The following is a 24082-nucleotide window of genomic DNA, read 5'->3' on the forward strand; positions in this document are numbered from 1 at the left end:
AGCTTGCTAATCAGGGCAAGCGCGCCGGTGATCAGGCCGCGGCGCGCGCCTCGCGCAGCACCGCCCCGACCTTGTCACCAATCGCGGCGACGCTGAACGGCTTGGCGAGGAAATGCATGTCGGGAATGTCGATATCCTTGCGCAATTGCTCTTCGGCATAGCCCGACATGAACAGCACCGGCATATCGGGCCGCAAGGCGCGGATGGCGCGCACCATCGCAGGCCCGTCCATCCCCGGCATCACCACGTCGCTTACGACCAGATCGAAAGTCCCGCCTTCGGAGATGGCGGTGAGGCCTTCCTCGCCGCTGGCGCAGGCTGTCACTTCATAGCCCGCGCGGGTCAGCGCGCGTTCGGCCACGGTGCGGACCATGTCTTCATCCTCGACCAGCAGCACCTTCCCGCCGGCTGACCAGTCGGACGAGACCACCGGCGCCACCGCACGCCGCCGCGGGGCTTCACCGCGGTGCACCGGGAAATAGATGGTAAAGCGCGCGCCCAGCGGGTGCCCGCTCTTGTCGAGCACATTGTCCGCAAAGATGAAGCCGCCCGATTGCTTGACGATCCCGTAAGCCGTCGAAAGGCCGAGGCCGGTGCCCTTGCCCTGCTCCTTGGTGGTAAAGAAGGGCTCGAACAGCTTGGGGAGCACGTGGGGCGCGATCCCGCCGCCGGTATCCTGCACGATCAGCACGGTGTAATCGGCTGCAGGCAGCACTTCCGAACCGAGCTGGACCACTTCTTTGGCTTCGAGGCTGCGAGTGAACAGCGAAATCCGCCCCTTGCCGCTGCCATGCGACTGGATCGCGTCACGCGCATTGACCGCCAGGTTCATGATGACCTGTTCCAGCTGCTGCGGATCGGCCCGCACCGCGCCCAGATTGCGATCATGCTGGACATAGAAATCGATCTTCTCGCCCACCAGCCGTTTGATCAGCGGGCTGACCTCGCTCACCACATCAGGCAATTGCAGGATTTCCGGGCGCAAGGTCTGCTGGCGCGAGAACGCCAGCAACTGGCGCGTCAGCGATGCGGCGCGGTTCGAATTGGCGCGGATCTGCTGGATGTCGTCATAATCGCTGTCGCCCGGAATATGGCGCAGCAGCATGAGATCGCAGGTGCCGATAATCGCGGTCAGCACATTGTTGAAATCATGCGCGACACCGCCCGCGAGCTGCCCCACCGCCTGCATCTTGGTGGCCTGCGCGACCTGTCGCTTGAGCTGGTTTTCCTGGGCGGTGTCACCGAGGCTGAGCAGCACCGCTGCCTCGCCCAGCCCGCGCACGCTGGCAAGACCCAGCACTGCGGGCTCTTCGGGACTGGCGACGAGGCGCACCGCCATGTCGCCGCTGATTGCCGGGCCGCGCCCGTGGCGGCGCACGGCATCCGAGAGCGCGGCCTTGTCCTCGCGCACCACCAGATCGGTGGGGAAGACCGGAAGGCCACGCTCTTCACGGCCGACGGCGCGCAGGAAGGCTTCGTTGGCAAACAGGAAACGTCCGTCGCGATCGACCATCGCAAGACCAAGCGGAAGCTGGCCCAGCAGCGCATCCAGCTGGCTCAGGCCAGCCTGCGCCGCGCCTTCCCAACCGCTGCCAATGCCGACACCGCTATCGATCAGGAGCATCAGCGAGGCAGGCTCGTCTTCATTGATCACAGCGTCGCCCGCTGCGGCCTCACGCAACGGGACATCGATCAAGGTCTGGGGTGTCCCCGCGCGCCCTTCATGGGCGAAATAGATGCGATCGCGATCATCCGAGCGCAGGAAGCCGACAAAATCGCGCCCGGCAAGGCTCGCCGAGGGATCACCGGCGGCCCGTTCGGCAAAGCCGCGGCTGACCGAACAGACAATCCCCGACTCCGTCGTCAGCGCCGCTTCGATCCCGGCACGGCTGAGCATCTGGCCAAGCGGGCCGGCCAGATCAATCTCGGCAGCCGCACTGCGAACCGCCCGCGCGAGCGGCCGCAAGCGCCAAATCAAATGATCCTCGCCCCGCCCTGCCCGCTCGCACAGGATGTGCCAGGCGGCCTCGCCGCCTGCCATGGTAAGGCTGGCGAGTTCGCAACGGCCATCGCGCCACGCTTCGCGGGTAAGGCGCGAAAAGGTTTCGGCGGCGGGCTTGTCGAGCGGCAAGGCCGCAGGCGCCGCGCCTTGCGAAAAGGCTTCGCGATAGAGCGCATTGGCGCACACCAGCCGATTGGCGCGGTCGGTAATGGCAATGGCTTCGTCAGCCCGCTCGATCGCGGCGAGCGTCACCGTCCAATCGGGTTGGCCGGGCTGGCTGCCGGCATGGCGATCACCGGACTTGTCGAAGAACAGCACACCGCCCAGAAGCACCAACACCCCGCCGAGATAGGCGACCGCCAGCAAAGCCTCGCCGCTGATGGCAAACAGGATCAGCGCGCTGATAACCAGCCCGCCCAGCACGGCTGCCAGCAAGCCGCCGTTTTGCCCGTTCAGCGCCGCCAGCGCATGCCAGCCCGCGCGCGGCGCGCGGGGGGCTTGTTCAGCATCATCAAGGGGATCGGGCAAGTTCATCAAACCTTGGATCGAAGCATCAGGCGGATTGCCGCAAGGGCATTTACCTTATCCTAGTGCGATCCGAGCCGCTGGTCGAGCCGGGCTTCCATGACCTTCAGGCGTTTTGCCCGCTTGCGTGCGACGATCAGCCGCCACACCCAACCCGAGACAAAATAGCCGACGACCGACGAGGCCACCGCGAGCACCCCGAACCCGAAAACCGTGGCGCCGGCCTGTTCGAAAAAGGTGACAAACCAATCCCACGCCTCGGTATCCATCGAGACCGCAGCAATGCCGGTTGTATCGCTGTCAATTTGCAGGGTGATCGCGCCGACCCGGTTGGCTGCAAACAGCCAGAAGGGCAAGGTGAAGGGATTGGTGATGAAGGTCGCCAGCGCCGCGAGCGGCACATTGGCGCGCGACGGCAGCGCCAGAAACGCCGCGAGGAAGATCTGCCCGACCGGGACGACAAAAGCCGCAAACAGCCCCAGTGCGACACCACGCGGGACGGAGCGGCGCGTAAAGCGCCACAATTCCGGCGACAGGAAACGGTGGGCGATCGGAGCCAGATACCTGTTCTGCGCCATCTCCTCGCGGGTCGGCATATGCTTGCGGATCGTGTCCATCGCCCAGGTCTTGGAGCGTGTCCGCGGCCGCGCACCAGCAGGCGATTGCGCGACATGAGCTTCAGGCGGGCGGGAGGCGGGATCGGGCGGCATCGTCAAGCGCCGCCCTTGCGCGCGAAGGGGGCGCAAAGCAAGCCAAACTCGATGATCGATGCGCGAAGGTCCATGATTGGCAAAGTGGGTAGCACAGCACCGATGACCAAGGGGTGAATCAGGTCAGAGCCAAGAATCTTTTGGTCACACCTGCCGCGCGCGGGGCAATGGGGGCGTTAACCCTTTTCGCGCATCAAGCGGGCCTTGTCGCGCTTCCAGTCGCGCTCCTTGATGGTGGCGCGCTTGTCCTGCGCCTGCTTGCCCTTGGCCAGCGCGAGTTCAACCTTGGCGCGCCCGGTGCGGTTGAAATAGATCGACAGCGGCACCAGCGTCATGCCCTTGCGCTCGACCGCGCCGAACAATTTCTCGATTTCCCGCTCATGCAGCAACAGCTTGCGCGGGCGGCGCGGTTCATGATTGAGCCGGTTGCCGTGGCTGTATTCGGGGACATTGGCGTTGATCAGCCACACTTGACCATCGCGCACCTCGGCATAGCTTTCCGCAATCGAAGCTTCGCCCGCGCGCAGCGCCTTCACCTCGGTGCCCGAGAGGGCGATCCCCGCCTCGAACTTGTCCTCGATATAGAAATCGAACCGCGCGCGGCGATTTTCCGCGACGGTTTTGACCTTGTCGAACGTAACGGGCTTGGGGCGTGCCATGATGGGGGCCAGATAGTGCTTTGTACGAAAATCGCAAATCCCTGATCGAAGGGGTTGAAATTGCTGCGCTGGCTGGGATGATATGCCGTACCAGGGCGCTCAACGGAGGAAGCGCCTGCCGAAAGAGGGGGCGAAGTTACCGATGTTGTCGAGATTGTTTGCACCAGCCGCGCTGGCTTGTTCTGCCGGAATGTTCGGCCTTGTCGGGACAATGCCAGCCTACGCCGAGACTGCCTCACCTGCCAGCGTGCCGCTCAGCGAATATGGCGAATTGCCCGGGGTCGAAAGCGCATCGCTGTCGCAATCGGGCAACCGTATCGCACTGGTTTCAACCATTGCGGGAGAGCGCAGCCTTGCGGTTATCGAGCCGGGCAAAGGTCTGCTGATGAAGGTCAATGTCGCCGATATGAAGGTGCGCAGCCTCGAATGGATCGGCGATGATCGCCTGCTGCTGATCTCCAGTCAGACCGAAAAACTCGGCTATGGCTTTACCACCGACAAGGCAGAATTTTCGGTCGCCCGCGTGATCCCCCTCAGCCAGTCGGCCAAGGGCGGATTGATCTTCGGCGCTCAGAGCGATCTCGTCGACTCGATTATCGGGAACTATGGCATCCGTCAGATTGACGGTCGCTGGTATGGCTTTTTCGGCGGCATACAGTTGATGCGCAGTTCCACACGCACAGGCTACACGCTCGATCATGCCCGCCCGCACCTATTCAGGGTCGATCTTGAAACGCTGGCAGTGCGCCCCGTCGCGGGCGCGGCGCCTCCCGGCTTTGATCATGAATGGCTGATCGATGCACAGGGCAACGTGGCGGCGATTTTCGAGATGAACCTGGAAACCGGCGCCTGGCGACTTCGCTCGCCGCAAGCAGGCGCGCTGGCCAGCGGCGTGAACAAGCTCGGCCGCATTGGGCTGATCGGGCTAGGCTATAATGGCGCCAGCGTGCTCCTGAGCGAAAGGACCGACGAAGGCGTCGAATGGTACGAAGTGCCGCTGTCCGGCGGCGACATGAAGCCATTCCTCAGGGATGTCGGCGTGCTTGAACTCTACTTCGATGATTCAAGCGGACACTTGATCGGCTATCTCGAGAACGGGCCTAACCCGCGTCCGGTGTTCCGCGATCCCGCGCTTGCCAATGTGGTTGCAAAGGTGCGCAAGGCCTTTCCCCAAGACGACATGGATATGCAGGACTGGACCAACGACCTTGGCCGTATCATCGTGCGGACGTCCGGACCACAGGACAGTGGCACGTGGTACGCGGTGGACATGGCCAATCTGCGCGCCGAGCCAATCGCCTACGAGCGCATCAACATCAATCCTGATCAGGTCGGCCCGATGCAAGTCTTTGCCTACACCGCATCCGATGGCGTCGAAATGGATGGGATCCTAACTTTACCACCGGGCCGCGAAGCAAAGAACCTGCCTGCTGTCGTGCTTCCTCACGGCGGCCCGCATGCCCATGACATCAATGGGTTCGACTGGTGGGCACAGGCCTATGCCTCGCGCGGCTATGCCGTGTTCCAACCCAATTTCCGCGGTTCCACCAATCGCGATGAGGCCTTTACGCGGGCCGGGTTCGGCGAATGGGGCGGCAAGATGCAGACCGACAAATCCGATGGGCTGCAAGCGCTGGTCAACAAGGGGATCGTCGATCCGCAGCGCGTTTGCATCGTCGGGGCAAGCTATGGCGGCTATGCCGCACTGGCCGGGGTGACCTTGCAGCAAGGCCTGTACCGTTGCGCTGTTGCTGTCGCGCCAGTGAGCGACATTGCAGACATGTTCCGCGAAGATGTCCGCGCATCCGGACAATTGAACACCACGCGCGCTTCCCTGTTGAGCCAGCTCGGCGCGAAAGAGCGCTGGAATGCCGTCTCGCCGCTCCGGGCCGCAGACAAGGCAAGCGCCCCCATCATGCTGATCCATGGTGTCGATGACACCGTTGTGCCCTATGCGCACTCGACCCGCATGGCAAAGGCGCTCAAAGATGCCGGCAAGCCCCACGAATTGGTCACGCTGAAAGGCGAAGACCACTGGTTGTCACGTTCGGAAACGCGCCGCACCATGCTCGAAGCGGCCGTGCGTTTTGTCGAGGAGCAGAACCCCGCGTCGTGATGGCGCCGCGAAGAGGATTAGCGCAAGAGGAGGGCGGGCCGCGAAAAGCGGCCGCCCTACCCTGCGATCACCCCTGCGGACACCAGCGCATCATCCACCGCGCGCTTGGCTTCGTCGGAACATTCAACAAGCGGCAGGCGCACGCCGGGCTCGATCCAGTCGTGCACCCGCGACAAAGCATATTTCACCGGCGCGGGGCTCGCGTCGGAGAACATCGCATAGTGCAGCGGGAACAGGCGATCATTAAGCTCGCGTGCTTTCTTCAGCTCATTGGCGGCAATCGCAGCGTGAAATTCGGCGCAAAGCTTGGGTGCGACATTGGCGGTGACCGAAATGCAGCCCCGCCCCCCGGCCGCCGAATGCGGCAGCCAGAGTTCATCATTGCCCGAAAGCTGGCAGAATTCGCGCCCGATCCCCATGCGGTGATCGGCGACCCGCGAAAGGTCGCCGCTGGCATCCTTGATGGCGATGATCTTGTCGGGATATTTGCGCACCAGTTCGACAACCGTGTCATCGAGGATATCGGTCACCGTGCGCGCGGGCACGTTGTAGAGCACGATCGGCAGCTCGCAATTTTCAGCAAGGTAGCTGAAATGAGCGATCAGCCCGCGCTGGCTCGGGCGGTTGTAATAGGGCGCCACGCACAGCCCGGCAGCCGCGCCGGCTTTCTTGGCGAAATTCATGTGCAACGCGGCATTGCGGGTGTCGTTCGATCCGCAGCCCGCAATCACCGGCACGCGTCCGGCCGCCTGTTCGATGCAGACCTCGATCACGCGGTGATGCTCGGCGTTGGAAAGCGTCGAGGCCTCGCCTGTTGTCCCGCACGGCACCAGCGCCGCGCTGCCATTGTCGATCTGCCAGTCGATCAGACGGCGGAAGGCCGCCTCGTCGAACGACCCGCCGCGAAAAGGAGTGACAAGAGCGGGGATTGATCCGGCGAACATTGCATTTTTCCCATCATTGCAGTTTACTTGAGAGCACTGAACGCGAAGAATTCCGCCCAAGCCCGGCGTTCAGCGCCTGATAAGGAGCCTATCGGCATAATGTCCAGCATGGTTCGCGCCTGCCTTCTGACCGCTGTCGCTCTTGCCGTGCTTGCTGCGGGCTCAAGCAGCGCGCCGACTCTGGCGCAGACGGGCGGTGATGATCTCGTCGCGCGGCAAGGCGGAACCTTGGGCCCGGCGGTTGCACGCTGGGAGCAATTGCAGGCCAATCGCGACTTATCCTTCGGTGAATATGCCGGATTTGTGCTAGCCTATCCCGACTTCCCCCGCCTCGAAATCCTGCGCATCCGCGCCGAGAACGCGCTGGATCGTGAAGCCCCGCCGCAGTCCGAACTGCTGCGCTTTTTCGATGCCTTCCCGCCGGTGACGAATAATGGCCGCGCCCGCTATGCGCTGGCGCTGGCCAGTGTGCAGCGGCCCGAAGCGCTCGACATGGCGCGCGCCGCGTGGCGCGGCGGTGCCTTGGCCGATCCTGTCGAGCTGTACCTGATGGGGCTGTATCAGGCGCGGTTCACACCCGAAGACCACGCTGCGCGCGCTGATGCCCTGCTGGTGCAAGGCAAGGCCGACGCCACGAGCCGCCAGATCATGAACCTTGCCGAAGCGGATCGACCGATGGCGCTCGCCCGGCTCGCCCTGCTGCGGGGCACGATGCCGGAACAAGCCGGGCTGGCCGTGCCCTCCGGCGCTCTGAATGATCCGGGCTATGTCACCAATTACGTGCGCTATCTGCGCGGTGCAGGCCGCAACTATGACGCGGTGCAAGTGCTCGCCAATCGCCAGCCCTTCAGCCGCCCGGCCTTTGATCCCGAAGATTTCGTCGGGCTGATGCTGGCGACGGCGAAAAGCGCCAGCGCCAGCGATGCCGCGCGGATCGCGAGCCGGGTTGATGATATCTTCGCCCCGGGTGTGGATGTGTCCCAAGGCTCCTACACCCTGCGTGACCGCTACACCGATCTGATGTGGCTGGGGGGCACGTCAGCCCTGTGGTCGCTCGGCGATGGCACCACCGCCGCGCCCTTGTTCGCGCGCTATGGCGATGCGGCGCGCACGCCGCTGACCAAGGCCAAAGGCTATTACTGGGCAGGCCGCGCGGCGCGGCGCGCCGGTCTGGCGGGTGAGGCCAATTCCTATTTCGAACGGGCAAGCATCTGGCCGCAGTACTATTACGGCCAGCTGTCCTTGGCTGCGCTCGGCCGCCCGATGCCGGCTTTTGATCCGCTGCCCGTGGTGGCGATCGATGCCGCCACCCGCGCCGAGTTCGAGAACCGCCCGCTGGTGCGCGCGATCCGCTCGCTCGCCGGGGCGCGGCGTGACTGGCGCACCGAACGGCGCTTTTTCGAAGCGCTGGGCGAAACCGCCACCTCGCCCAAGGATATCGCGCTGCTCAATATGCTCGCGGCGGAAACCGGCTTGAAGGAGCTTGCCGTCGTGCTTGGCATGAAGGCTGGCGAAATGGGTATGGTGGGCGTGGAGCGGCTTGGCTTCCCGACCCTTGCCACCCCGCCGGTGGCCGACTGGACGATGGTGCACGCGATCGGGCGGCAGGAAAGCGAATTTGATCGCACCCGTGTCAGCCATGCCGGCGCCCGTGGGATCATGCAGCTGATGCCCGGCACGGCGCGCGAGCAAGCGGGCAAGCTGGGTGTGACCTATCTCGCCGCCGATCTCGTCGATTCCCCCACCTACAACATCCAGCTCGGCGATGGCTATTTCCAGCGGATGCTGAACTATTACGGCGGCTCCTACCCGCTGGCGATCGGGGCCTATAATGCCGGGCCGGGGCGGGTGAATGAATGGCTGCGCCTCAATGGCGATCCGCGCACCGGCGCGATTGATTACGTCACCTGGATCGAGAAGATCCCCGCCAATTTCGAGACTCGCTATTACATCATGCGGGTGCTGGGCAATGCGGTGACCTATTCGCACATGTATCCCGATCAGGCCGGCTTCCCCCGCCCGATCGACAGCTTCCTGCGCTGATCGATACCCGCGATGAAGCCTGCTGGCCCGCCAATCACCCCGCAAGGGATGGCCGCGCTCAAAGCGCGTTACGATCATCTGCTGGGCACCGAGCGCCCGGCGATTGTCGAGATCGTCAGTTGGGCGGCGGGCAATGGTGATCGTTCGGAGAACGGGGATTATCTCTACGGCCGCAAGAAAATGCGCGAGATTGATCGCGAACTGGCGCATCTCGCGCGGCGGATGAAAGTGCTGCGTGTGGTTGATCCGGCCGCGCAGATTGATCGCTCGCGGGTGTTCTTCGGCGCGCGGGTCGAAATCGCGGATGAGGATGACACCCGCCAGATCGTGCAACTTGTTGGCGATGACGAGGCCGATGCCGGTCAGGGCCGGATCGGCTGGAATTCACCGCTGGCCAAGGCACTGCGCGGCGCGGGTGTGGGCGATTGCCGCACCGTGCACTTGCCGGTGGGCACCCGCGAATGGGAAGTGATGCAGATTGCTTATGACTAGACGCCTCCCCGCTCTTGCGCTTGCCGCGCTGGTGCTCGGCGTATCACCGCTCGAAGCGCGCGACAGCCTTGGCGTGTTCGATGGCTGGGCAGCGTTCCGCGACGCATCGCCGCGGCGCTGCTATGCGATTGCCAAGCCGCAGAACGCCGCGGCTGCGCCCGATGCGGCAGCCAGCATTGCCATCTGGCCGGATCGCAAGGTGCGCGGCGCGGTGCACATCGTGCTCAGCCGTGACGTGGCAGCGGGTGCCGCCGTGCGCCTGCGCGTCGGCGCGCGCGATTTCGCGCTGATCGCCAAGGGGCGCAACGCCTGGGGGGCGGATGCCCAGATGGATGCCAGCATTGTCGCCGCCTTGCGCTCGGCAAGCACGATGCGCGTGACCGCGCGCGGCCCGCAGGGCGCCTTTACCGATCGCTATGCGCTGGCAGGCGCAGCCACGGCCATCGACGCGGCGAGCGTCGGCTGTGCCACGCGCGCATCCTGACTGGCCAAACCGCGCAAGCGCGCGTATAGGCGCGGCCAATCATGGCCGATACTGCTCTCATGTCGATCCCGGGACTTGTGGACCCGGTTCCCGCCGCGCGTGACATCACGCCGCGCGCCGATGGCCGTGTCGATCTGATCGGCCTGCCCCGCCCGCGTATCCGCGAGCTGTTCGAAGAAGCCGGGCTGGATGCCAAGCAAGCCAAGCTGCGCGCCAAGCAGGTGTTCCACTGGCTCTACCACCGCGGCGTCACGGATTTTGACGCGATGACCGATATCGCCAAGACGATGCGCCCGTGGCTGGCGGAACGCTTTGTGATCGGTCGTCCGCAGGTGGTCGAAGCACAGCATTCGACCGATGGCACCCGCAAGTGGCTCCTGCGCACCGATGATGGCCATGATTTCGAAATGGTGTTCATCCCCGATGAAGCGCGCGGCACGCTCTGCGTGTCCAGTCAGGTCGGGTGCACGCTGAATTGCTCCTTCTGCCACACCGGCACGATGAAGCTGGTACGCAACCTCACGCCCGGTGAGATTGTCGGGCAGGTGATGCTGGCGCGCGATGCCTTGGGCGAATGGCCCAAGGGCTCGATGGCGGGCGGCGAGGATGAAGACGACGAGGCGGGCCACTACACCGCCGATGGCCGGTTGCTCACCAACATCGTGATGATGGGCATGGGCGAGCCGCTCTATAATTTTGATCACGTGCGCGATGCGCTGACGCTGGTGATGGATGGCGATGGCCTCGCCCTGTCGAAGCGGCGCATCACGCTGTCGACCAGCGGCGTCATTCCGATGATGGAACGCTGCGGCGCAGAAATCGGCGTGAACCTTGCCGTCTCGCTGCATGGCGTGCGCAAGGACGTCCGCGACGAGTTGGTGCCGCTCAACAAGAAATACGGCATCGAGCAGCTTTTGCAGGCCTGCGCGGATTACCCCGGTGCCTCCAACGCGCGGCGCATCACATTTGAATATGTGATGATCAAGGACAAGAACGACAGCGACGAGGACGCGCGCGAGCTGGTCCGGCTGCTCAAGGCCTATAACCTGCCGGCCAAGGTCAATCTGATCCCGTTCAATCCCTGGCCGGGTGCGGGTTATGAATGTTCGACGCCCGAGCGGATCCGGCGCTTTTCCGATATTGTGTTCGAAGGCGGGATCTCCGCACCCGTGCGGACCCCGCGCGGGCGCGATATTGATGCCGCTTGCGGGCAATTGAAGACCGCGGCGGAAAAGAAGAGCCGTGCCCAGCGTGATCGCGAAGCGGCCGAAGCTGCTGCGGCGCCTGCTGCTGCCGGCTGATGGCCGCGCCGCTCGTCCGCACCATTGAAGCCGTCTGCACCGGCACCGCACGCCCGTTTAATGGCGCAGAATTGAGCGCGATCGCGAAATATCCGCGCGATGAGCGGGTTCAAGTCCTTACAAGCGGGCTCGCCCCCGATGAACAGGCGGACAGGCGCCATCACGGTGGGCCGGATATGGCGGTGCATCTCTACCCGCTTGATCATCACAGCTACTGGCGCGCACAGATTGGCGCTCATGATCTGCTCGACCAGCCCGGTGCATTCGGCTCGAATCTGGCGGTCAGCGGCGTGACCGAAGAGGCGGTGCATATCGGGGATCGGTTCCGGCTTGGGACTGCGCTGGTCGAGATCAGCCAACCGCGCAAACCCTGCTGGAAGATCGAGCATCGGTTTGGCCACAAGGGCATGGTCGCCCGGATCGTCGAAACGGCGCGCTGCGGCTGGTATTTCCGCGTGATCGAAGCGGGCGACGTGGCCGCGGGCGACCAGCTGGAACGTGTCAGCCTTGGAGACACGCGGTGGCATGTGGCGCGCGCGTTCCACGTTCTCCATGGCAGCGGCGCGCAGCCGAGCGACTTGGCCGAGCTGGCTCAAGTCCCCGCGCTTAGCGCCGAAATGCGCGCCCGGGCGGCAGCCAAGAGCGCAACCTAGCGGCTCGGCGCGCGTAGCCCACGGGCTGTCGTACCTGACAGTTTCCCGACAGATCGTTCATCCTGCGTTCGAGGAACCTGAACGAAAAGAGTGGGGCTCCCCGAAGGAGCCGCCACAAGGAAACGCATCATGAAACACCTTGCTCTAATCGTCGCTGCCGGCTCGATGGCAGTCGTTGCCGCACCGGCGCAGGCCGCCGAACTGCCGGTTGCTCCGGCAGCAAGTGCGTCGCTGTTTGCCGGCTTCAACCCCGGTGCTCCTGCACTGTCGCCCCATGTCGCCTATCACGACGACGATTGGGATGATGATCGCCGCCGCTGGCGCGGGCGTGATGATCGTCGCTGGCGCGATGATCGCCGCTGGGATCGGGGCCGCGATGACTATTGGCGCGATGATCGCGGACGCTGGCGGTGCCGCCGCAATGACGGCACGGTTGGCCTGCTGGTCGGGGCCGGGGTTGGCGCCCTTCTCGGCCGCACGATTGACACCCGCGGCGACCGCACTCTCGGCACCGTACTCGGCGCGGTCGGCGGCGGCTTGCTCGGCCGGGAAGTCGATCGCGGCGACGTGCGCTGCCGCTGATAGGGCGTAACCCTTCGGCGCAAGGATCAGGCATGGCGTGTGGCGCATGGGCACGCACGCCATGCCGATCCACCCCGTACGGAAATCGATGCCGGCCGCAAAGCACTGCACTGTCCTGACCATTCAGCGCGCGCACCCAACAACCCACCGCAGTCCGGGCAATCCCAACAAACCGTTCATCCAGCATTCGTGTCGGCTGAATACCTTGTCCCCACTCGCCCCCAATGAATGAAATCAGGGATAGAATAATGAAGACCTTTTCGTTTCTCGCCATCGCCGCTCCGGCCATGGCTCTCGCCTTGCCCGCCCTCCCCGCACAGGCCGCTGAATTGCTACGTGCGCCGCTGGCATCGTTGAGCGCGGACAGCTTTGCCTCGCCCGAAGCGAGCGCGCTTGCGGGGCTTGAAATTGCCGAACATCGCAAGGGCAAGCGTGGCCGGATCTATGATGATCGTGGTCGCTATCGGGAACCACGTCGCTTGGGTCGCAATGATCGCGTGTGGCGCGGCGATGATGGCCGCTGGCGCTGCCGCCGCGACAATGGTACCACCGGTCTGATTATCGGTGCGGGTGCCGGCGCGCTGCTTGGCCGCGCAATCGACACCGAGGGCGACCGCGCTTTGGGCACGGTGCTGGGTGCGGTCGGCGGTGGCCTTATCGGCCGCGAGATTGACCGCAGCGATATCCGCTGCCGTTAAGCGCGAGGCGAGGCGCTGCGGGTGTTCCCCATTCCGCAACGCCTCGTCCCTTTTTGAGGATGCATCGCCGATTGCCGGGCGCTTGCCGCTTTGGTAGTCTCGCCGGGTGACACCCCGCGCTATCCCCCCGATCATGGCATGACCCGCCCCGCAGTTCTGGTAACCGGCGGGGCAACCCGGATTGGCGCTGCGCTGGTGCGCGGCTTTGCGGCAGCGGGCTGGCATACCATCATTCATTATCGCAGCTCGGCGACAGAGGCCGATGCTCTCGCCGCAACCCTGCCCTCTGCCGAAACCATCGCCTGCAATCTTGCCGATGATGAAGCAGCCGTGGCGATGATCCGCGAACTGGCCGGACGGCTGCCCGATTGGCGGTGCCTGATCAATTCGGCTTCGGTGTTCGATTATGACAGTGTGCAAGGGCTCGATCCGGCAATCTTTCGCGAGGCCATGCAGGTCAACGCGCTGGCCCCTGCCCGCATGGCGCAGGCCTATCTTGCCCACGCGCGCAGCGCCGCGCAGCGGGCGGTGATCCAGATCACCGATATGAAGCTCGACAATCCCAATCCCGATTTCTTTAGCTACACCATGTCCAAGCACGCGCTTGCCTCGACCATCGCGATGCTGGCGAAGGGCCACGCCGCCGACCCCGGCGCGCGCATCTATGGCATCGCGCCGGGCGCGATCCTCGCCAGCCATGATCAGAGCGAAGACGAAACCGAAGTCTCGCACCGGCTCAACCTGCTCGGGCGCAAGACCGGGCCGGACGAAATCGTCGCCGCCGCGCTGTTTTTGGCAAGCGGGGTGATGAAAAGCGGGCAAAGCCTGTTCATCGACAGCGGCCAGCACCTGCTGGACCAACCGCGTGATGTGATCTGGCTGGCGCGGGAACAGGCGGCAGCCGCCGGGGCGGCCGCGTGAAGCGCCACGCGCTCTCCACCAGGCTATGGCACTGGATCAATGCGGGCGCGCTCATCATCCTGTTCATGTCGGGGCTGACGATCTCGAATGCGCACCGCTCGCTTTACTGGGGGGATTACGGCTTTGATCCGGGTGATGCCTGGCTCAACGTGATGCGCTTTCCCGGCTGGTTGACCCTGCCCGCTCGCTACAACCTTGCCGCCGCGCGCGATTGGCACAACACCGCCGCGTGGGTGTTTGCTCTCGGCCTGTTGATCATCTGGGTCGCCATGCTGGCCAATGGCCATTTCCGCCGCGACCTTGCCACCGGCCAGCGCGACTGGCGGCTTGGTGCTTGGCGCGAGGCGCTGGCAAGCCATCGCAGCAAGGGCCATGATCACGCGCGGGCGCCCTATAACGCGCTGCAAAAGATCGCCTATTGTGCAGTTTTCGGCCTGATGCTGCCGCTGATGGTGGCAACAGGCCTCGCGATGAGCCCCGGCTTCGAGCCTGCAGCCCCGTGGCTGATCGATGCGCTCGGCGGACGACAAAGCGCGCGCTCGCTCCATTTCATCACCACCTGGGCGCTGGTTGGCTTTGCCATCGGCCATGTGCTGCTGACCCTGATTTCTGGCCCGCTGCGCCTGATCGGCACGATGCTGCACGGCGGCACCCGCGAAGGGGCACGGACATGACATCCATCAACCGTCGCGGGCTGCTCGCCGGGCTTGGCGCGCTCGGCGCGGGCGCATGCAGCGATCTCCACAAGAACGAGACCGCACAAGACGCCTTCCGCACCGCCGAAGAATGGCACCGCGCCGGGCACCGGATGCTTGCCGGGCGCGAGCGGCTGGCCCCCGAATATGCCCCGCATGAACGCTCGCCCGATATCAGGGGCAATGGCTCGCTGACAGTCGACAGTCCGTTCTATCGCGAGCAATCGGCCAGCGGCTTTCCGGCATGGCGGCTCGCGGTGAGCGGGCTTGTCAGGACACCGCTCAGCCTGTCGCTGGAGGACATTCGCGCGCTTCCGCAACGCACCCAGATCACGCGGCACGATTGCGTCGAGGGATGGAGCGCGATTGCCGAGTGGCGCGGGCCGCAGCTTGGCAGCGTGCTTGATGCGGCAGGCCTTGCCCCAGAAGCCAACTTCATCGTGTTCCGCTGCGCCGATGAACTTTATGGCCGCGCCTATTACGAGAGTATCGATCTTGTCGATGCCTATCACCCGCAAACGATCATCGCGCATGAATTGAACGGCGCGCCGCTGCCCGAAAAAAACGGCGCGCCGCTGCGGATGCGGATCGAGCGGCATCTCGGTTACAAACACGCCAAATATCTCACCGCGATCGAGGCGGTGGCGAGCCTTGATGATATTGGCGCAGGCAAAGGCGGGTTCTGGGAAGACCTTGCCGGTTATCAATGGTATGCGGGTATCTAATCGGGATAGAGCCGCAGCATCGTGTGCCAATCGGCGGCAAGGATTTCCTCCAGCACCGCCAGATCAATATCCGCCAGCTTGTTGACATAAAGACAGCTCTTGCCCGCGCTGTGTTTGCCCAGCCGCGCCAAGGCCTCAGCCCGATCACCGTCGGCAAGATCATCGCAATAGCCGCCCATCAGATAGAGCGAATGCTTGGCCTTGCGCGGGCTGAACCCGGTGCGCATCCAGTGCACCTTGCGCCCGCTGGCATAGGTGGTGTGATATTCTCCGTAGCCAATGATGCTTGGCCCCCACAGGCGCGGCTCGGCGCCGGTTACCCGGCGAAACAGCGCATCGAGGAGCGCGGCCTCCTCGCGCTTGCCGGCCGGTTCGACGCTGTCGAGAAACGCCGTGACCGAGGCATCGGTTGCCCTCGTCTTTGGCTCTGCCATGGCCCCTCCTCTGCCAAGCCATGATGATTGCGATTAACGCACGCTCGGCTATCACCCTCTTGCGAACATCCCCGAAAGGATCCCCATGAGCAAGCAGCTTCTCGACCGATTTCTCTCGCGCGGTGTCCGGCAAGGGCGGCTCGGCGTGGTCTTCGCCGATGGCAGCGCCGTAACCTATGGCACGGCCGCGGCGGGATTTCCGGATATCGTGATCCGCTTTGCCGATGATCGGGTGCCGCGCGACATCGTGATGGACCCACGTTTGGGGGCAGCCGAGGCCTTCATGGATGGTCGCCTGATCATCACCGAAGGCGATGTGATGGGGCTTATCGGTCTGCTGCGCGCCAATTCGGCCTGGGATCAGGGCGGCGAGATTGACTCGCCGAAATTGTGGCGCGGCCTTCTCAACCGCGCGAGTTTCGCGGCGGAACAGATCAACTCGGCGATCGCTTCCAAGCGCAATGTGGCCCATCATTACGACATCGGCAACGCGCTCTATGCGCTGATGCTTGATGAGGAGCACTGGCAATATTCCTGTGCCTATTGGCCGCGCGCAGACATGACCTTGGGCGAAGCGCAGACGGCCAAGCTCGCGCATATCGCGGCCAAACTGGCGATCAAGCCGGGCAACACCGTACTCGATATCGGCTGCGGCTGGGGCGGCATGGCGATCTACCTCGCGAAGGCCTATGATGTGCGCGTGACCGGCATCACCCTGTCCGAGGAACAGGCCGCTCTTGCCCGCGAAAAAGTCGCCGCGGCAGGCCTTGCTGACCGGGTGAGCATCGAGCTGGTCGATTACCGCGATTTTGCCGCCGCTGGCCGCCGGTTTGACCGGATCGTTTCGGTCGGCATGTTCGAACATGTCGGACAGGCCCAATTCGAAACCTTCTTCAAGGCCTGCGCCAATATTCTCGCCGATGATGGCGTCATGCTGCTGCATACGATTGGCAGACTGGGCGAGCCGGGGACGACCGATGCCTTCACCCGGAAATACATCTTCCCCGGCGGCTACATCCCGGCACTGTCTGAAACGCTCAAGGCCTCGGAAAAATATCGCCTGATTGCCAGCGATATCGAAAATCTGCGGCTCCATTACGGGCGCACCTTGCGCCAATGGTATGCCAATTGCGAAGCCAACCGCGACACAATCATCGCCATGTATGACGAACGTTTCTACCGCATGTGGACCTTTTACCTCGCAGGCGCAGCCACGGTCTTCGAACATGGCAGCATGTGCAATTACCAGATCCAGTATGTGCGCAGCCGCCGCGCCTTGCCGATCACCCGCGATTATCTTGCCGCCGAGGAAGCGCGCCTGCTCAAAACCTAGCCGGCGCGCACCCCGGATCAGCGCATCGCCAGCAGTTTAACCGGCCCGTGATCATCGGTGTGATCCCCATGGCGATGGTGCAGGCGTCCATCATGGATGAAATCCATGTGCGCGCCGTGCTGCACCATGGCGTGTTCTTCGCCATCATGGCCGTGGGCGTGCGCATCGCTGGTGACGCGCGCAACCAGTTCTTCGGCCGCAGGATTGGCAGCGCTCACTTCGATCGCGTGTTCGTCCACATGGCCATCGTGGCCGTGGTGCAGATGGCCATCATGCAGGTAATCAACATGCCCGCCATGATCGAGCGCGGCATGGCCACAGCTTGCGCCATGCGCGTGGCTATCATGCGCGGCATGGATCACCTCATGCGCGGCAAGCGGTGCGGCCAGCAGGGGTAATGCGCTAAGGGGAACAAGGAATCGTGTCATGGCCAAAGCCCTCCAAACAATCGATCCCGCGTGCGCCATAGCATATCTTTCGCGCTTCGTCGCATAAATTATGATGATACTTTAATACATTACTGCTCGCAAAAGGTTGGACGATGCTGCTCCATTGCGCGCGTGGCCCTGCGCTGATAGGGGCGCCCCGCGCAGTTCAGTCCCAAGGAACCCCCATGGCCCAGCCCCAGAAAGTTGTCCTCGCCTATTCGGGCGGTCTCGATACCAGCGTCATCGCTAAATGGCTGAGCGTGGAGCGTGGGCTTGAGGTGGTGACCTTCACCGCCGATCTGGGGCAAGGCGAGGAAATCGAACCCGCCCGCGCCAAGGCCAAGGCGATGGGAATCCCTGACAATCACATCTTCATCGAAGATCTGCGCGAGGAATTCGTGCGCGATTTCGTCTTCCCGATGATGCGCGCCAATGCCCGTTATGAGGGCGATTATCTGCTCGGCACCAGCATCGCCCGCCCGCTGATTTCCAAGCGCCTCGTCGAGATCGCGCATCAGACCGGCGCCGACTTCATCGCTCACGGCGCGACCGGCAAGGGCAATGATCAGGTGCGCTTCGAACTCAGCGCCTATGCGCTCGATCCCGACATCAAGGTGATCGCCCCGTGGCGCGAATGGGACTTGACCTCCCGCACCGCGCTGATCGCCTGGGCCGAGGCGCACCAGATTCAGGTGCCCAAGGATAAGCGCGGCGACAGCCCGTTCTCCACCGACGCGAACCTCCTCCACACCTCGTCCGAGGGCAAGGTGCTCGAGGATCCGTGGGAGGAAACCCCCGACTACGTTTACAGCCGCACGGTCAATCCGGAAGACGCGCCGGATCAGCCGGAATACATCACGGTCGATTTCGAGAAGGGTGACGGCGTTGCCCTGAACGGCGAGGCGATGAGCCCCGCCACGCTGCTGGCCGCGCTCAACGAACTCGGCCGCAAGCACGGCATCGGGCGGCTCGATCTCGTCGAGAACCGCTTTGTCGGCATGAAGAGCCGCGGGATGTATGAAACGCCGGGCGGCGAGATCTATGCTCGCGCCCATCGCGGGATCGAGCAGATCACGCTGGATCGCGGCGCCGCGCATCTCAAGGATGAGCTGATGCCGGGCTATGCGGAGTTGATCTACAACGGCTTCTGGTTCTCGCCCGAGCGTGAGATGCTCCAGGCCGCGATCGACCACTCGCAGGACAAGGTGACCGGCACGGTGCGGCTCAAGCTCTACAAGGGGCTGGCGAGCGTGGTGGGCCGCAAGTCGCCCTACTCGCTCTATTCCGAAGCCCACGTCACCTTCGAGGATGACGCCGGGGCCTATGACCAGAAGGACGCCGAAGGCTTCATCAAGCTCAACGGCCTGCGCCTGCGCCTGCTTTCGCGCCGCAACCGCGACGCGTGACGCGAGTCGCGCCGCGTTCGGGATTGGATTTGCCCTCTAAATAGACGCTTTGAGCCCGGTTGCGTTCCTGGTTCCGCCAGTCTTTACAACAAATGCGACAAGGCGTTGACTTATCCACTTCTGTCCACAGGCAAACTGGGGAAAAGTGGATAACTTGGGGTTGTACAGCTTGCCAGATCGCCGGTTGAGGCGCACTTTCAAGCTGTCTTCGGGACAAAAGATCGCTGGAACGAAAAGCCGCAAGGCCCTGATACGGAAGGATTTTATGTATCGAAGATGGCGGTGACTGCTGTCCCCGCGCACGTCTTGAGACGGCATGCAGGATGCTTCGGCCCAATGCAAGTCGACCATTCTCGGGACGGGTGTGAAGCAGGGTCACCGGACAGGTTGCAGGCCTGGTTGGATAATCATGTGAGTGAAGGCTTCGGCTGACATTCGGCAAGGGTTTCCAGCCACACAGGCAGGCAGTCTCGGCCAAGCGACGGCTTTGATAGCGACGGGAACGGGCCTCGGCTCTGACCATACGCTGGGAAGCGGGAGCGAAAGCCGGATGCCGGCGCGAGCGCCGGTGACAAATCTCTGGCAAGGCCAGCCGCAAGGCCGGGCAGCGAGAGGCTAGACATCGGGCGCCAAGCATGGCCCCACGCGGATGATGCGGAAGGTTCGCCGGACGCCACACGAGCGAGGGTCATCCACACGCCGGTGAGAGTGGGGTCGGCAGCAATGCCGGCCCCATTTGCATTAACGGACCGTTTTTCCTCGCCATTTCAGCGTCTCACCTGCCTTTACCATTCCCGCGCAGACCATAACAGGACTGGCTTACCACGAGTCGCGGCGCCATCGCGAGGCTTTTGCTGGGCTTGCCGCCGCCCGTTTCATCCACAGGCCAAACTCATTTCACCGCATTTGTGCCACGCCTCACAGGTGAGTTGCATGGCACGCACGATGATCCGCGCCGCCGATTTGCCTTCGCCGCCGGGCCGGATCATGGCGATCCCACTATGCACGCCCAGCCTTCATCATCCACCCGCGTCGTGCGCCCGCTCCGCCATATGGTGTTGTTAGCCTGTGCGGCCTGTGTCCCGCTTTCGGGCCTGAGCGCCTCGGCCGGGGCTGATGACAGCGCGGTTGAGAGCTTCGTGCCGCCTGCCAGCGAGCAGGTCGTCGACATCGCCGCGCCAGCTCTTCCTGCCGCCCGCGCGATCGCCGGTGGCAGCGCGTCATACTATGCCGCCAAGTTCGAAGGCCGCCGCACGGCGAGCGGCGAGCCCTACCGGGCTGCCGAACTCACTGCGGCGCACCGCTCCCTTCCCTTTGGCAGCCTCGTGCGCGTGACGAACCCGTCCAACGGCAAAAGCGTGACTGTCCGTATCAATGATCGCGGCCCCTTCACCGCAGGTCGCGTGATCGATGTCAGCCGCACAGCGGCACAGGAACTCGGGCTGATTGCCCGCGGCCATGCCCCGGTCGAGCTTGAAGTGCTGGAAGACTAAGCTTTCTGCTGCGGGGCTTGCACCCCGATATTTCCCCGTTAGGTAACCCCTCTTTCCCGAGCGCCAAGCAGCATCGGGCTATCATGGTTTTGTGCGGGGGCACACACGGCTTTGACGCTCTGGCTGATCCTTTTCTATGTCGCTGCGCAAGTCATGCTCGCCATCTGGGCCGGGCGCGGTGCGCGCTCGGATGCCGATTATCTCGTTGCCGGACGCCGGCTAGGCCCTTTTGCCGTCGCGATGTCGGTTTTCGCCACCTGGTTCGCCTCAGAAAGCCTGATCGCCACGTCGGGTGATGTGGCGCGCGACGGGCTGGCTGGCGCGCGGGCAGAGCCCTTTGCCTATGCCATCGGCATCTTCGCCATCGGCTTCTACTTCGCCCACCGGTTGCGCGCGGGCGGTTACATCACGATTGCCGATTTCCTGCGCGAGCGCTTCGGGCCGGGCACTGAAAGCCTTGCCGCCGTGGTGATCGCCTTGAGCGCCACCACTTGGTCCGCCGCGCAGCTCTTCGCTTTCGCCACCATTCTTGTCAGCGCCTCTCCGCTCGATTTCGCGACGGCACTGGCCGCGGCCACGCTGGTGGTAATGACCTACACCCTGTTCGGCGGGCTCGCGGGCGACGTCTGGACTGATGTTGTCCAAGGCGCGATCATGATTGTCGGCATCGCGATCCTGCTCGGCCTGATGATTGCGGCTTTCGGCGGGATTGGGCCGACCCTCGCCGCTGCCTCGCCAGCCAGCTTCACCTTCACTGTTCCGGGCGAAAGCTGGGCCGATGGGATCGAGTTGTGGCTCATCCCGATCATCGGCACCATGGTCAGCCAGGAAGCGATCGCCCGCACCCTCGCCGCGCGCTCGCCCGACATTGCGCGCAAGGGTGCGCTGGCGGGCGGCGCGATTTACCTCACCGCCGGGCTCATTCCGGTCAGCTTCGGGCTGTTCGGCCCTGCCCTTGCCCCGATACTCGGGATCACGTTTGGCGAAGGTGAAGCTTTTCTGCCCAGTCTTGCCGAGGCGCTGTTCCCGCCCTGGCTCTACATCATCTTCACCGGGGCGCTGATTTCGGCGATCCTTTCCTCGGTAGACTCCGCCCTGCTCGCGGTTTCGGGCGTGGTGACGGAAAGCGGATACCGCCGCCTGGCCCCCCAGGCCTCGCCGGTCGCGCTGCTGCGCGCCGCGCGCACCGCAACCGTGCTGGCGGCGTTCGTGGCGGCACTGCTCGCCGCACAAGGCGAAAGCCTGCGCAATCTCGTGCTCGATGCCGGTGCCATCGCGGCGGTGCTCGCGGTGCCGATCATTGCCGGGCTGGCGGGTCTTTCCCGATCGGGCCGCGCCGCCATCGCCGCGATCCTCACCCAAGGGACGGTGCTGGCGATCGGGGACTGGTGGCTTGGCATTGACGGCGCCTTCCTGTTGATGCTCACCAGCGGCATCACGGTGTTCGCGCTGTTTGCCCTTGCCGAACGGCGCAGCGCACCCTCGGCAGCCGAAGGGTAAGCGCTACACAAGGTCTTGGCGACACGGCGCTTTCGCATTATGCGCCGCCCACGCCTTCCCCCGAGGCGTGCCCACCCCCAAACCAGAGACACCCCGATGCGCCATATCCTGCTTGCCTCGCTTGCCCTCGCCGCGACGACGACTGCCGCGACCCCAGCCCTTGCCCAGCAAGGCCCGGCGCCCGGCGTTCCCACCACCATCGAGGGCCAGCGACAGGCACCGCCACAGCAAGCCGATCTCACGCTCACCATCGGCTTTGCCCCGGTGCTTTCGCCCGCATGGCAAGGCAGCACGGATTATGCACTGTCGATCTTCCCCGACATCCGCCTGAACTACAAGGACGACCTCTTCTTCTCCGTCCCCGATGGCCTCGGCTGGAACGCGGTGAACCGGAACAACTGGAAGATCGGCCCGCTCGCCAAGCTGCGCTTCGGCCGCAACGAGGATAATGGCGGCTCGCCCTTTCTCATCGCCGGCGGTTCCGATGCCCTGCAAGGCATGGGCGATGTCGATCTCGCGCTCGAGTTCGGTGGCTTTGTCCAGAAGGGCTTCGTGAACAACCAGCTGCGCGCCCGCGCCGAAGTCCGTCAGGGCACCGGCGGGCACGAAGGTGTGGTGGCCGATACCAACCTGTCGTGGAACGGCATGAAGCGCGACCGCAGCCTGCTCTACAGCGCCGGGGTGCGGGCAACCTGGGCAAGCAGCGACTACACCAACGCCTATTTCGGCGTGAACGCGCTGCAATCGGCCGCCACCGGCCTTGCCCCGTTCCGCACCGGCAGCGGGCTGGTGAGCGCCGGGGTCAATGCCTCGCTCACCAAGCCGCTCGGCCGGTTCGGGCGCGATGGCGCGGTGACATTGTTCACCAGCTATGACCGGCTTGGCGATGTCGTGGCAGATTCCACCCTCATCCGCGAACGCGGCGAGCGTAACCAATTCACGCTCGGCCTCGCCTATGGCTATCGCTTCGGGCTGTAACCGCGAAGGCCGATCCGTTCCGCGTCACCGCGCCTTGCCGGTGTGATGGAGACAGTTGAGACACTGTTATAGGCGCAAAAACCGGCCGTCCGCTCCGCCGCTCAATCCGCCGGATCATCACCCGGCGGGAGCGGCGCCAGCCGGATCGGACGCAGCCGCTGCAGCAGTGCGAGTTCCGCTTCGAAATCGCCGAGCGTGCGCTGTACCCGGTGGGTGTTTTCGAGCCGATCGAGCCGCCCGAGATGCGCCAGCAGCAGCCGCGCATCATAGCGCGTGCGGGTGGCGACTTCCTCGCCATGATAGAACACGCTTTCGGACACGCCGTTGAGCGCGCGATCGGCGAGCACGTCTTCCACCTGCGGGCGGGCAAGCACGAGCGCGGCATCCCAGAGCAAGCGGAACGTCTCGCAAGCGCGGCGCATCCGGTAGAGATGGGCGCGGCTGACCCCGATGCGCTGCGCCGCCGCGCGGACATTGCCCCAGCGCGCCAGTTCTTCGATGAATTCGGCCTGCAAAGCGCGGGTGAGCGGGCGATCGGCCTTGCGCGCGCTCAGCGCCGGATCAGGCACGAGCGCGGCGGCGGCGGCGGGAGCGGTGGCGGGGTTTTCAGCAGGCGTCGTGGCGGGCGGGGCGGGATCGGACATCGCGGGCGGCTCCTTCAAAGGGACGGAGAGGGCACAGGGCCGCCGATGCTAGCAAACGCGGGGGTGAGTAGGAAAATGGGGAGTGGGGGTGTGTGAGGGGACGCAAGGCCGACGCCTGCGCGGGAGGGGATGCTGGGGGTGGGGGTGTAGGAAATACAAAACAAGCCATCACTGCCAGAAGCCAACGTACGTGTTAACTCACGCGAGCCTTATCCACTCAAACAAGGATAGGCATTTTTCTCGTGGAAAAACATGCACATGGTCCTAGCAAGTCGGATCCTTGTAAACTATCTGAGTTAACGCCTAGACCACGCCT

The 24082-nt window shown here is 64.2% G+C and carries 23 protein-coding genes; 16 read left to right on the top strand and 7 right to left on the bottom strand.

The genetic code is table 11. The annotated features are described in order from the left end of the window. Positions 1-31: 31 nt before the first annotated feature. The 3 genes from SOQ14_RS12625 to smpB all read right to left on the bottom strand — a co-directional run bounded on the left by SOQ14_RS12625 (position 32) and on the right by smpB (position 3896). The gene (locus SOQ14_RS12625) at positions 32-2536 is read right to left on the bottom strand and encodes a response regulator (protein WP_322898471.1); all 2505 of its coding nucleotides are present in this window, start codon (positions 2534-2536) and stop codon (positions 32-34) included. A 53-nt stretch (positions 2537-2589) separates the two neighbouring features. Continuing rightward, on the bottom strand, positions 2590-3123 hold the full coding sequence (locus SOQ14_RS12630) for a DUF2062 domain-containing protein (RefSeq protein WP_322898574.1): 534 nt from the start codon (positions 3121-3123) through the stop codon (positions 2590-2592). Between the two features lie 290 nt (positions 3124-3413). Beyond that, on the bottom strand, positions 3414-3896 hold the full coding sequence (gene smpB, locus SOQ14_RS12635; RefSeq protein WP_322898472.1) for an SsrA-binding protein SmpB: 483 nt from the start codon (positions 3894-3896) through the stop codon (positions 3414-3416). Between the two features lie 154 nt (positions 3897-4050). Here smpB and SOQ14_RS12640 point away from each other — a divergent pair, with 154 nt between their 5' ends. Further along, positions 4051-6012 carry an alpha/beta hydrolase family protein gene (locus tag SOQ14_RS12640; RefSeq protein WP_322898473.1) on the top strand — a complete coding sequence of 654 codons (1962 nt, stop codon included), beginning with the start codon at positions 4051-4053 and terminating at the stop codon, positions 6010-6012. A 56-nt stretch (positions 6013-6068) separates the two neighbouring features. On the opposite strand, the gene dapA is transcribed toward SOQ14_RS12640, so the two are convergent. After that, positions 6069-6956, bottom strand: a complete 888-nt coding sequence (gene dapA / locus SOQ14_RS12645) for a 4-hydroxy-tetrahydrodipicolinate synthase (RefSeq protein WP_322898474.1) — start codon at positions 6954-6956, stop codon at positions 6069-6071. 99 nt (positions 6957-7055) lie between these two features. Here dapA and SOQ14_RS12650 point away from each other — a divergent pair, with 99 nt between their 5' ends. From SOQ14_RS12650 to SOQ14_RS12695, 10 genes are all read left to right on the top strand, one after another. After that, entirely contained in the window at positions 7056-8999 is a 1944-nt protein-coding gene (locus SOQ14_RS12650; RefSeq protein WP_322898475.1) for a lytic transglycosylase domain-containing protein, read from the top strand. 12 nt (positions 9000-9011) lie between these two features. Next, positions 9012-9491 (top strand): GreA/GreB family elongation factor, encoded by a 480-nt coding sequence (locus SOQ14_RS12655; protein ID WP_322898476.1) that lies wholly within the window; start codon positions 9012-9014, stop codon positions 9489-9491. After that, positions 9484-9975, top strand: coding sequence for a hypothetical protein (locus SOQ14_RS12660; RefSeq protein WP_322898477.1), 492 nt, complete (start codon positions 9484-9486; stop codon positions 9973-9975). The genes SOQ14_RS12655 and SOQ14_RS12660 overlap by 8 nt, the downstream gene beginning before the upstream one ends. 41 nt (positions 9976-10016) lie before the next feature. Then, the gene (gene rlmN, locus SOQ14_RS12665) at positions 10017-11276 is read left to right on the top strand and encodes a dual-specificity RNA methyltransferase RlmN (RefSeq protein WP_322898478.1); all 1260 of its coding nucleotides are present in this window, start codon (positions 10017-10019) and stop codon (positions 11274-11276) included. Beyond that, entirely contained in the window at positions 11276-11929 is a 654-nt protein-coding gene (locus SOQ14_RS12670; RefSeq protein WP_322898479.1) for an MOSC domain-containing protein, read from the top strand. Before rlmN ends, SOQ14_RS12670 begins: the two co-directional genes overlap by 1 nt. Before the next feature lie 129 nt (positions 11930-12058). Then, positions 12059-12511 carry a glycine zipper 2TM domain-containing protein gene (locus tag SOQ14_RS12675; protein WP_322898480.1) on the top strand — a complete coding sequence of 151 codons (453 nt, stop codon included), beginning with the start codon at positions 12059-12061 and terminating at the stop codon, positions 12509-12511. 248 nt (positions 12512-12759) lie between these two features. Continuing rightward, the gene (locus SOQ14_RS12680) at positions 12760-13209 is read left to right on the top strand and encodes a glycine zipper 2TM domain-containing protein (protein WP_322898481.1); all 450 of its coding nucleotides are present in this window, start codon (positions 12760-12762) and stop codon (positions 13207-13209) included. Between the two features lie 138 nt (positions 13210-13347). Beyond that, on the top strand, positions 13348-14130 hold the full coding sequence (locus tag SOQ14_RS12685) for an SDR family oxidoreductase (RefSeq protein ID WP_322898575.1): 783 nt from the start codon (positions 13348-13350) through the stop codon (positions 14128-14130). Then, a complete protein-coding gene (locus SOQ14_RS12690) occupies positions 14127-14804 on the top strand; it encodes a cytochrome b/b6 domain-containing protein (RefSeq protein ID WP_322898482.1) in 678 nt (225 codons plus the stop codon). The genes SOQ14_RS12685 and SOQ14_RS12690 overlap by 4 nt, the downstream gene beginning before the upstream one ends. Continuing rightward, entirely contained in the window at positions 14801-15550 is a 750-nt protein-coding gene (locus SOQ14_RS12695) for a molybdopterin-dependent oxidoreductase (protein ID WP_322898483.1), read from the top strand. The genes SOQ14_RS12690 and SOQ14_RS12695 overlap by 4 nt, the downstream gene beginning before the upstream one ends. On the opposite strand, the gene SOQ14_RS12700 is transcribed toward SOQ14_RS12695, so the two are convergent. Then, a complete protein-coding gene (locus SOQ14_RS12700; RefSeq protein ID WP_322898484.1) occupies positions 15547-15984 on the bottom strand; it encodes a DUF1801 domain-containing protein in 438 nt (145 codons plus the stop codon). The genes SOQ14_RS12695 and SOQ14_RS12700 overlap by 4 nt on opposite strands. Positions 15985-16069: 85 nt before the next feature. Here SOQ14_RS12700 and SOQ14_RS12705 point away from each other — a divergent pair, with 85 nt between their 5' ends. Then, positions 16070-17317, top strand: a complete 1248-nt coding sequence (locus SOQ14_RS12705; RefSeq protein ID WP_322898485.1) for a class I SAM-dependent methyltransferase — start codon at positions 16070-16072, stop codon at positions 17315-17317. Positions 17318-17334: 17 nt separating this feature from the next. Here the strand turns inward: SOQ14_RS12705 and SOQ14_RS12710 are convergent, their stop codons facing one another. Continuing rightward, entirely contained in the window at positions 17335-17745 is a 411-nt protein-coding gene (locus SOQ14_RS12710) for a hypothetical protein (protein WP_322898486.1), read from the bottom strand. A 185-nt stretch (positions 17746-17930) separates the two neighbouring features. On the opposite strand from SOQ14_RS12710, the gene SOQ14_RS12715 reads away from it, so the two are divergent. From SOQ14_RS12715 to SOQ14_RS12730, 4 genes are all read left to right on the top strand, one after another. Next, positions 17931-19151: an argininosuccinate synthase gene (locus SOQ14_RS12715; RefSeq protein WP_322898487.1), complete on the top strand. Its 1221-nt coding sequence runs from the start codon at positions 17931-17933 to the stop codon at positions 19149-19151. Between the two features lie 908 nt (positions 19152-20059). Further along, positions 20060-20644 (top strand): septal ring lytic transglycosylase RlpA family protein, encoded by a 585-nt coding sequence (locus SOQ14_RS12720; protein ID WP_322898488.1) that lies wholly within the window; start codon positions 20060-20062, stop codon positions 20642-20644. 111 nt (positions 20645-20755) lie between these two features. Then, complete coding sequence (locus SOQ14_RS12725) at positions 20756-22144, top strand: sodium:solute symporter family transporter (RefSeq protein WP_322898489.1); 1389 nt, start codon at positions 20756-20758, stop codon at positions 22142-22144. A 96-nt stretch (positions 22145-22240) separates the two neighbouring features. After that, complete coding sequence (locus tag SOQ14_RS12730; RefSeq protein WP_322898490.1) at positions 22241-23122, top strand: MipA/OmpV family protein; 882 nt, start codon at positions 22241-22243, stop codon at positions 23120-23122. 101 nt (positions 23123-23223) lie between these two features. Here SOQ14_RS12730 and SOQ14_RS12735 read toward each other — a convergent pair whose 3' ends face one another. Next, positions 23224-23766 carry a hypothetical protein gene (locus SOQ14_RS12735; protein WP_322898491.1) on the bottom strand — a complete coding sequence of 181 codons (543 nt, stop codon included), beginning with the start codon at positions 23764-23766 and terminating at the stop codon, positions 23224-23226. Positions 23767-24082: the final 316 nt, after the last annotated feature.

It is taken from the genome of Erythrobacter epiphyticus (assembly GCF_034653295.1).
Lineage (GTDB): Bacteria > Pseudomonadota > Alphaproteobacteria > Sphingomonadales > Sphingomonadaceae > Erythrobacter.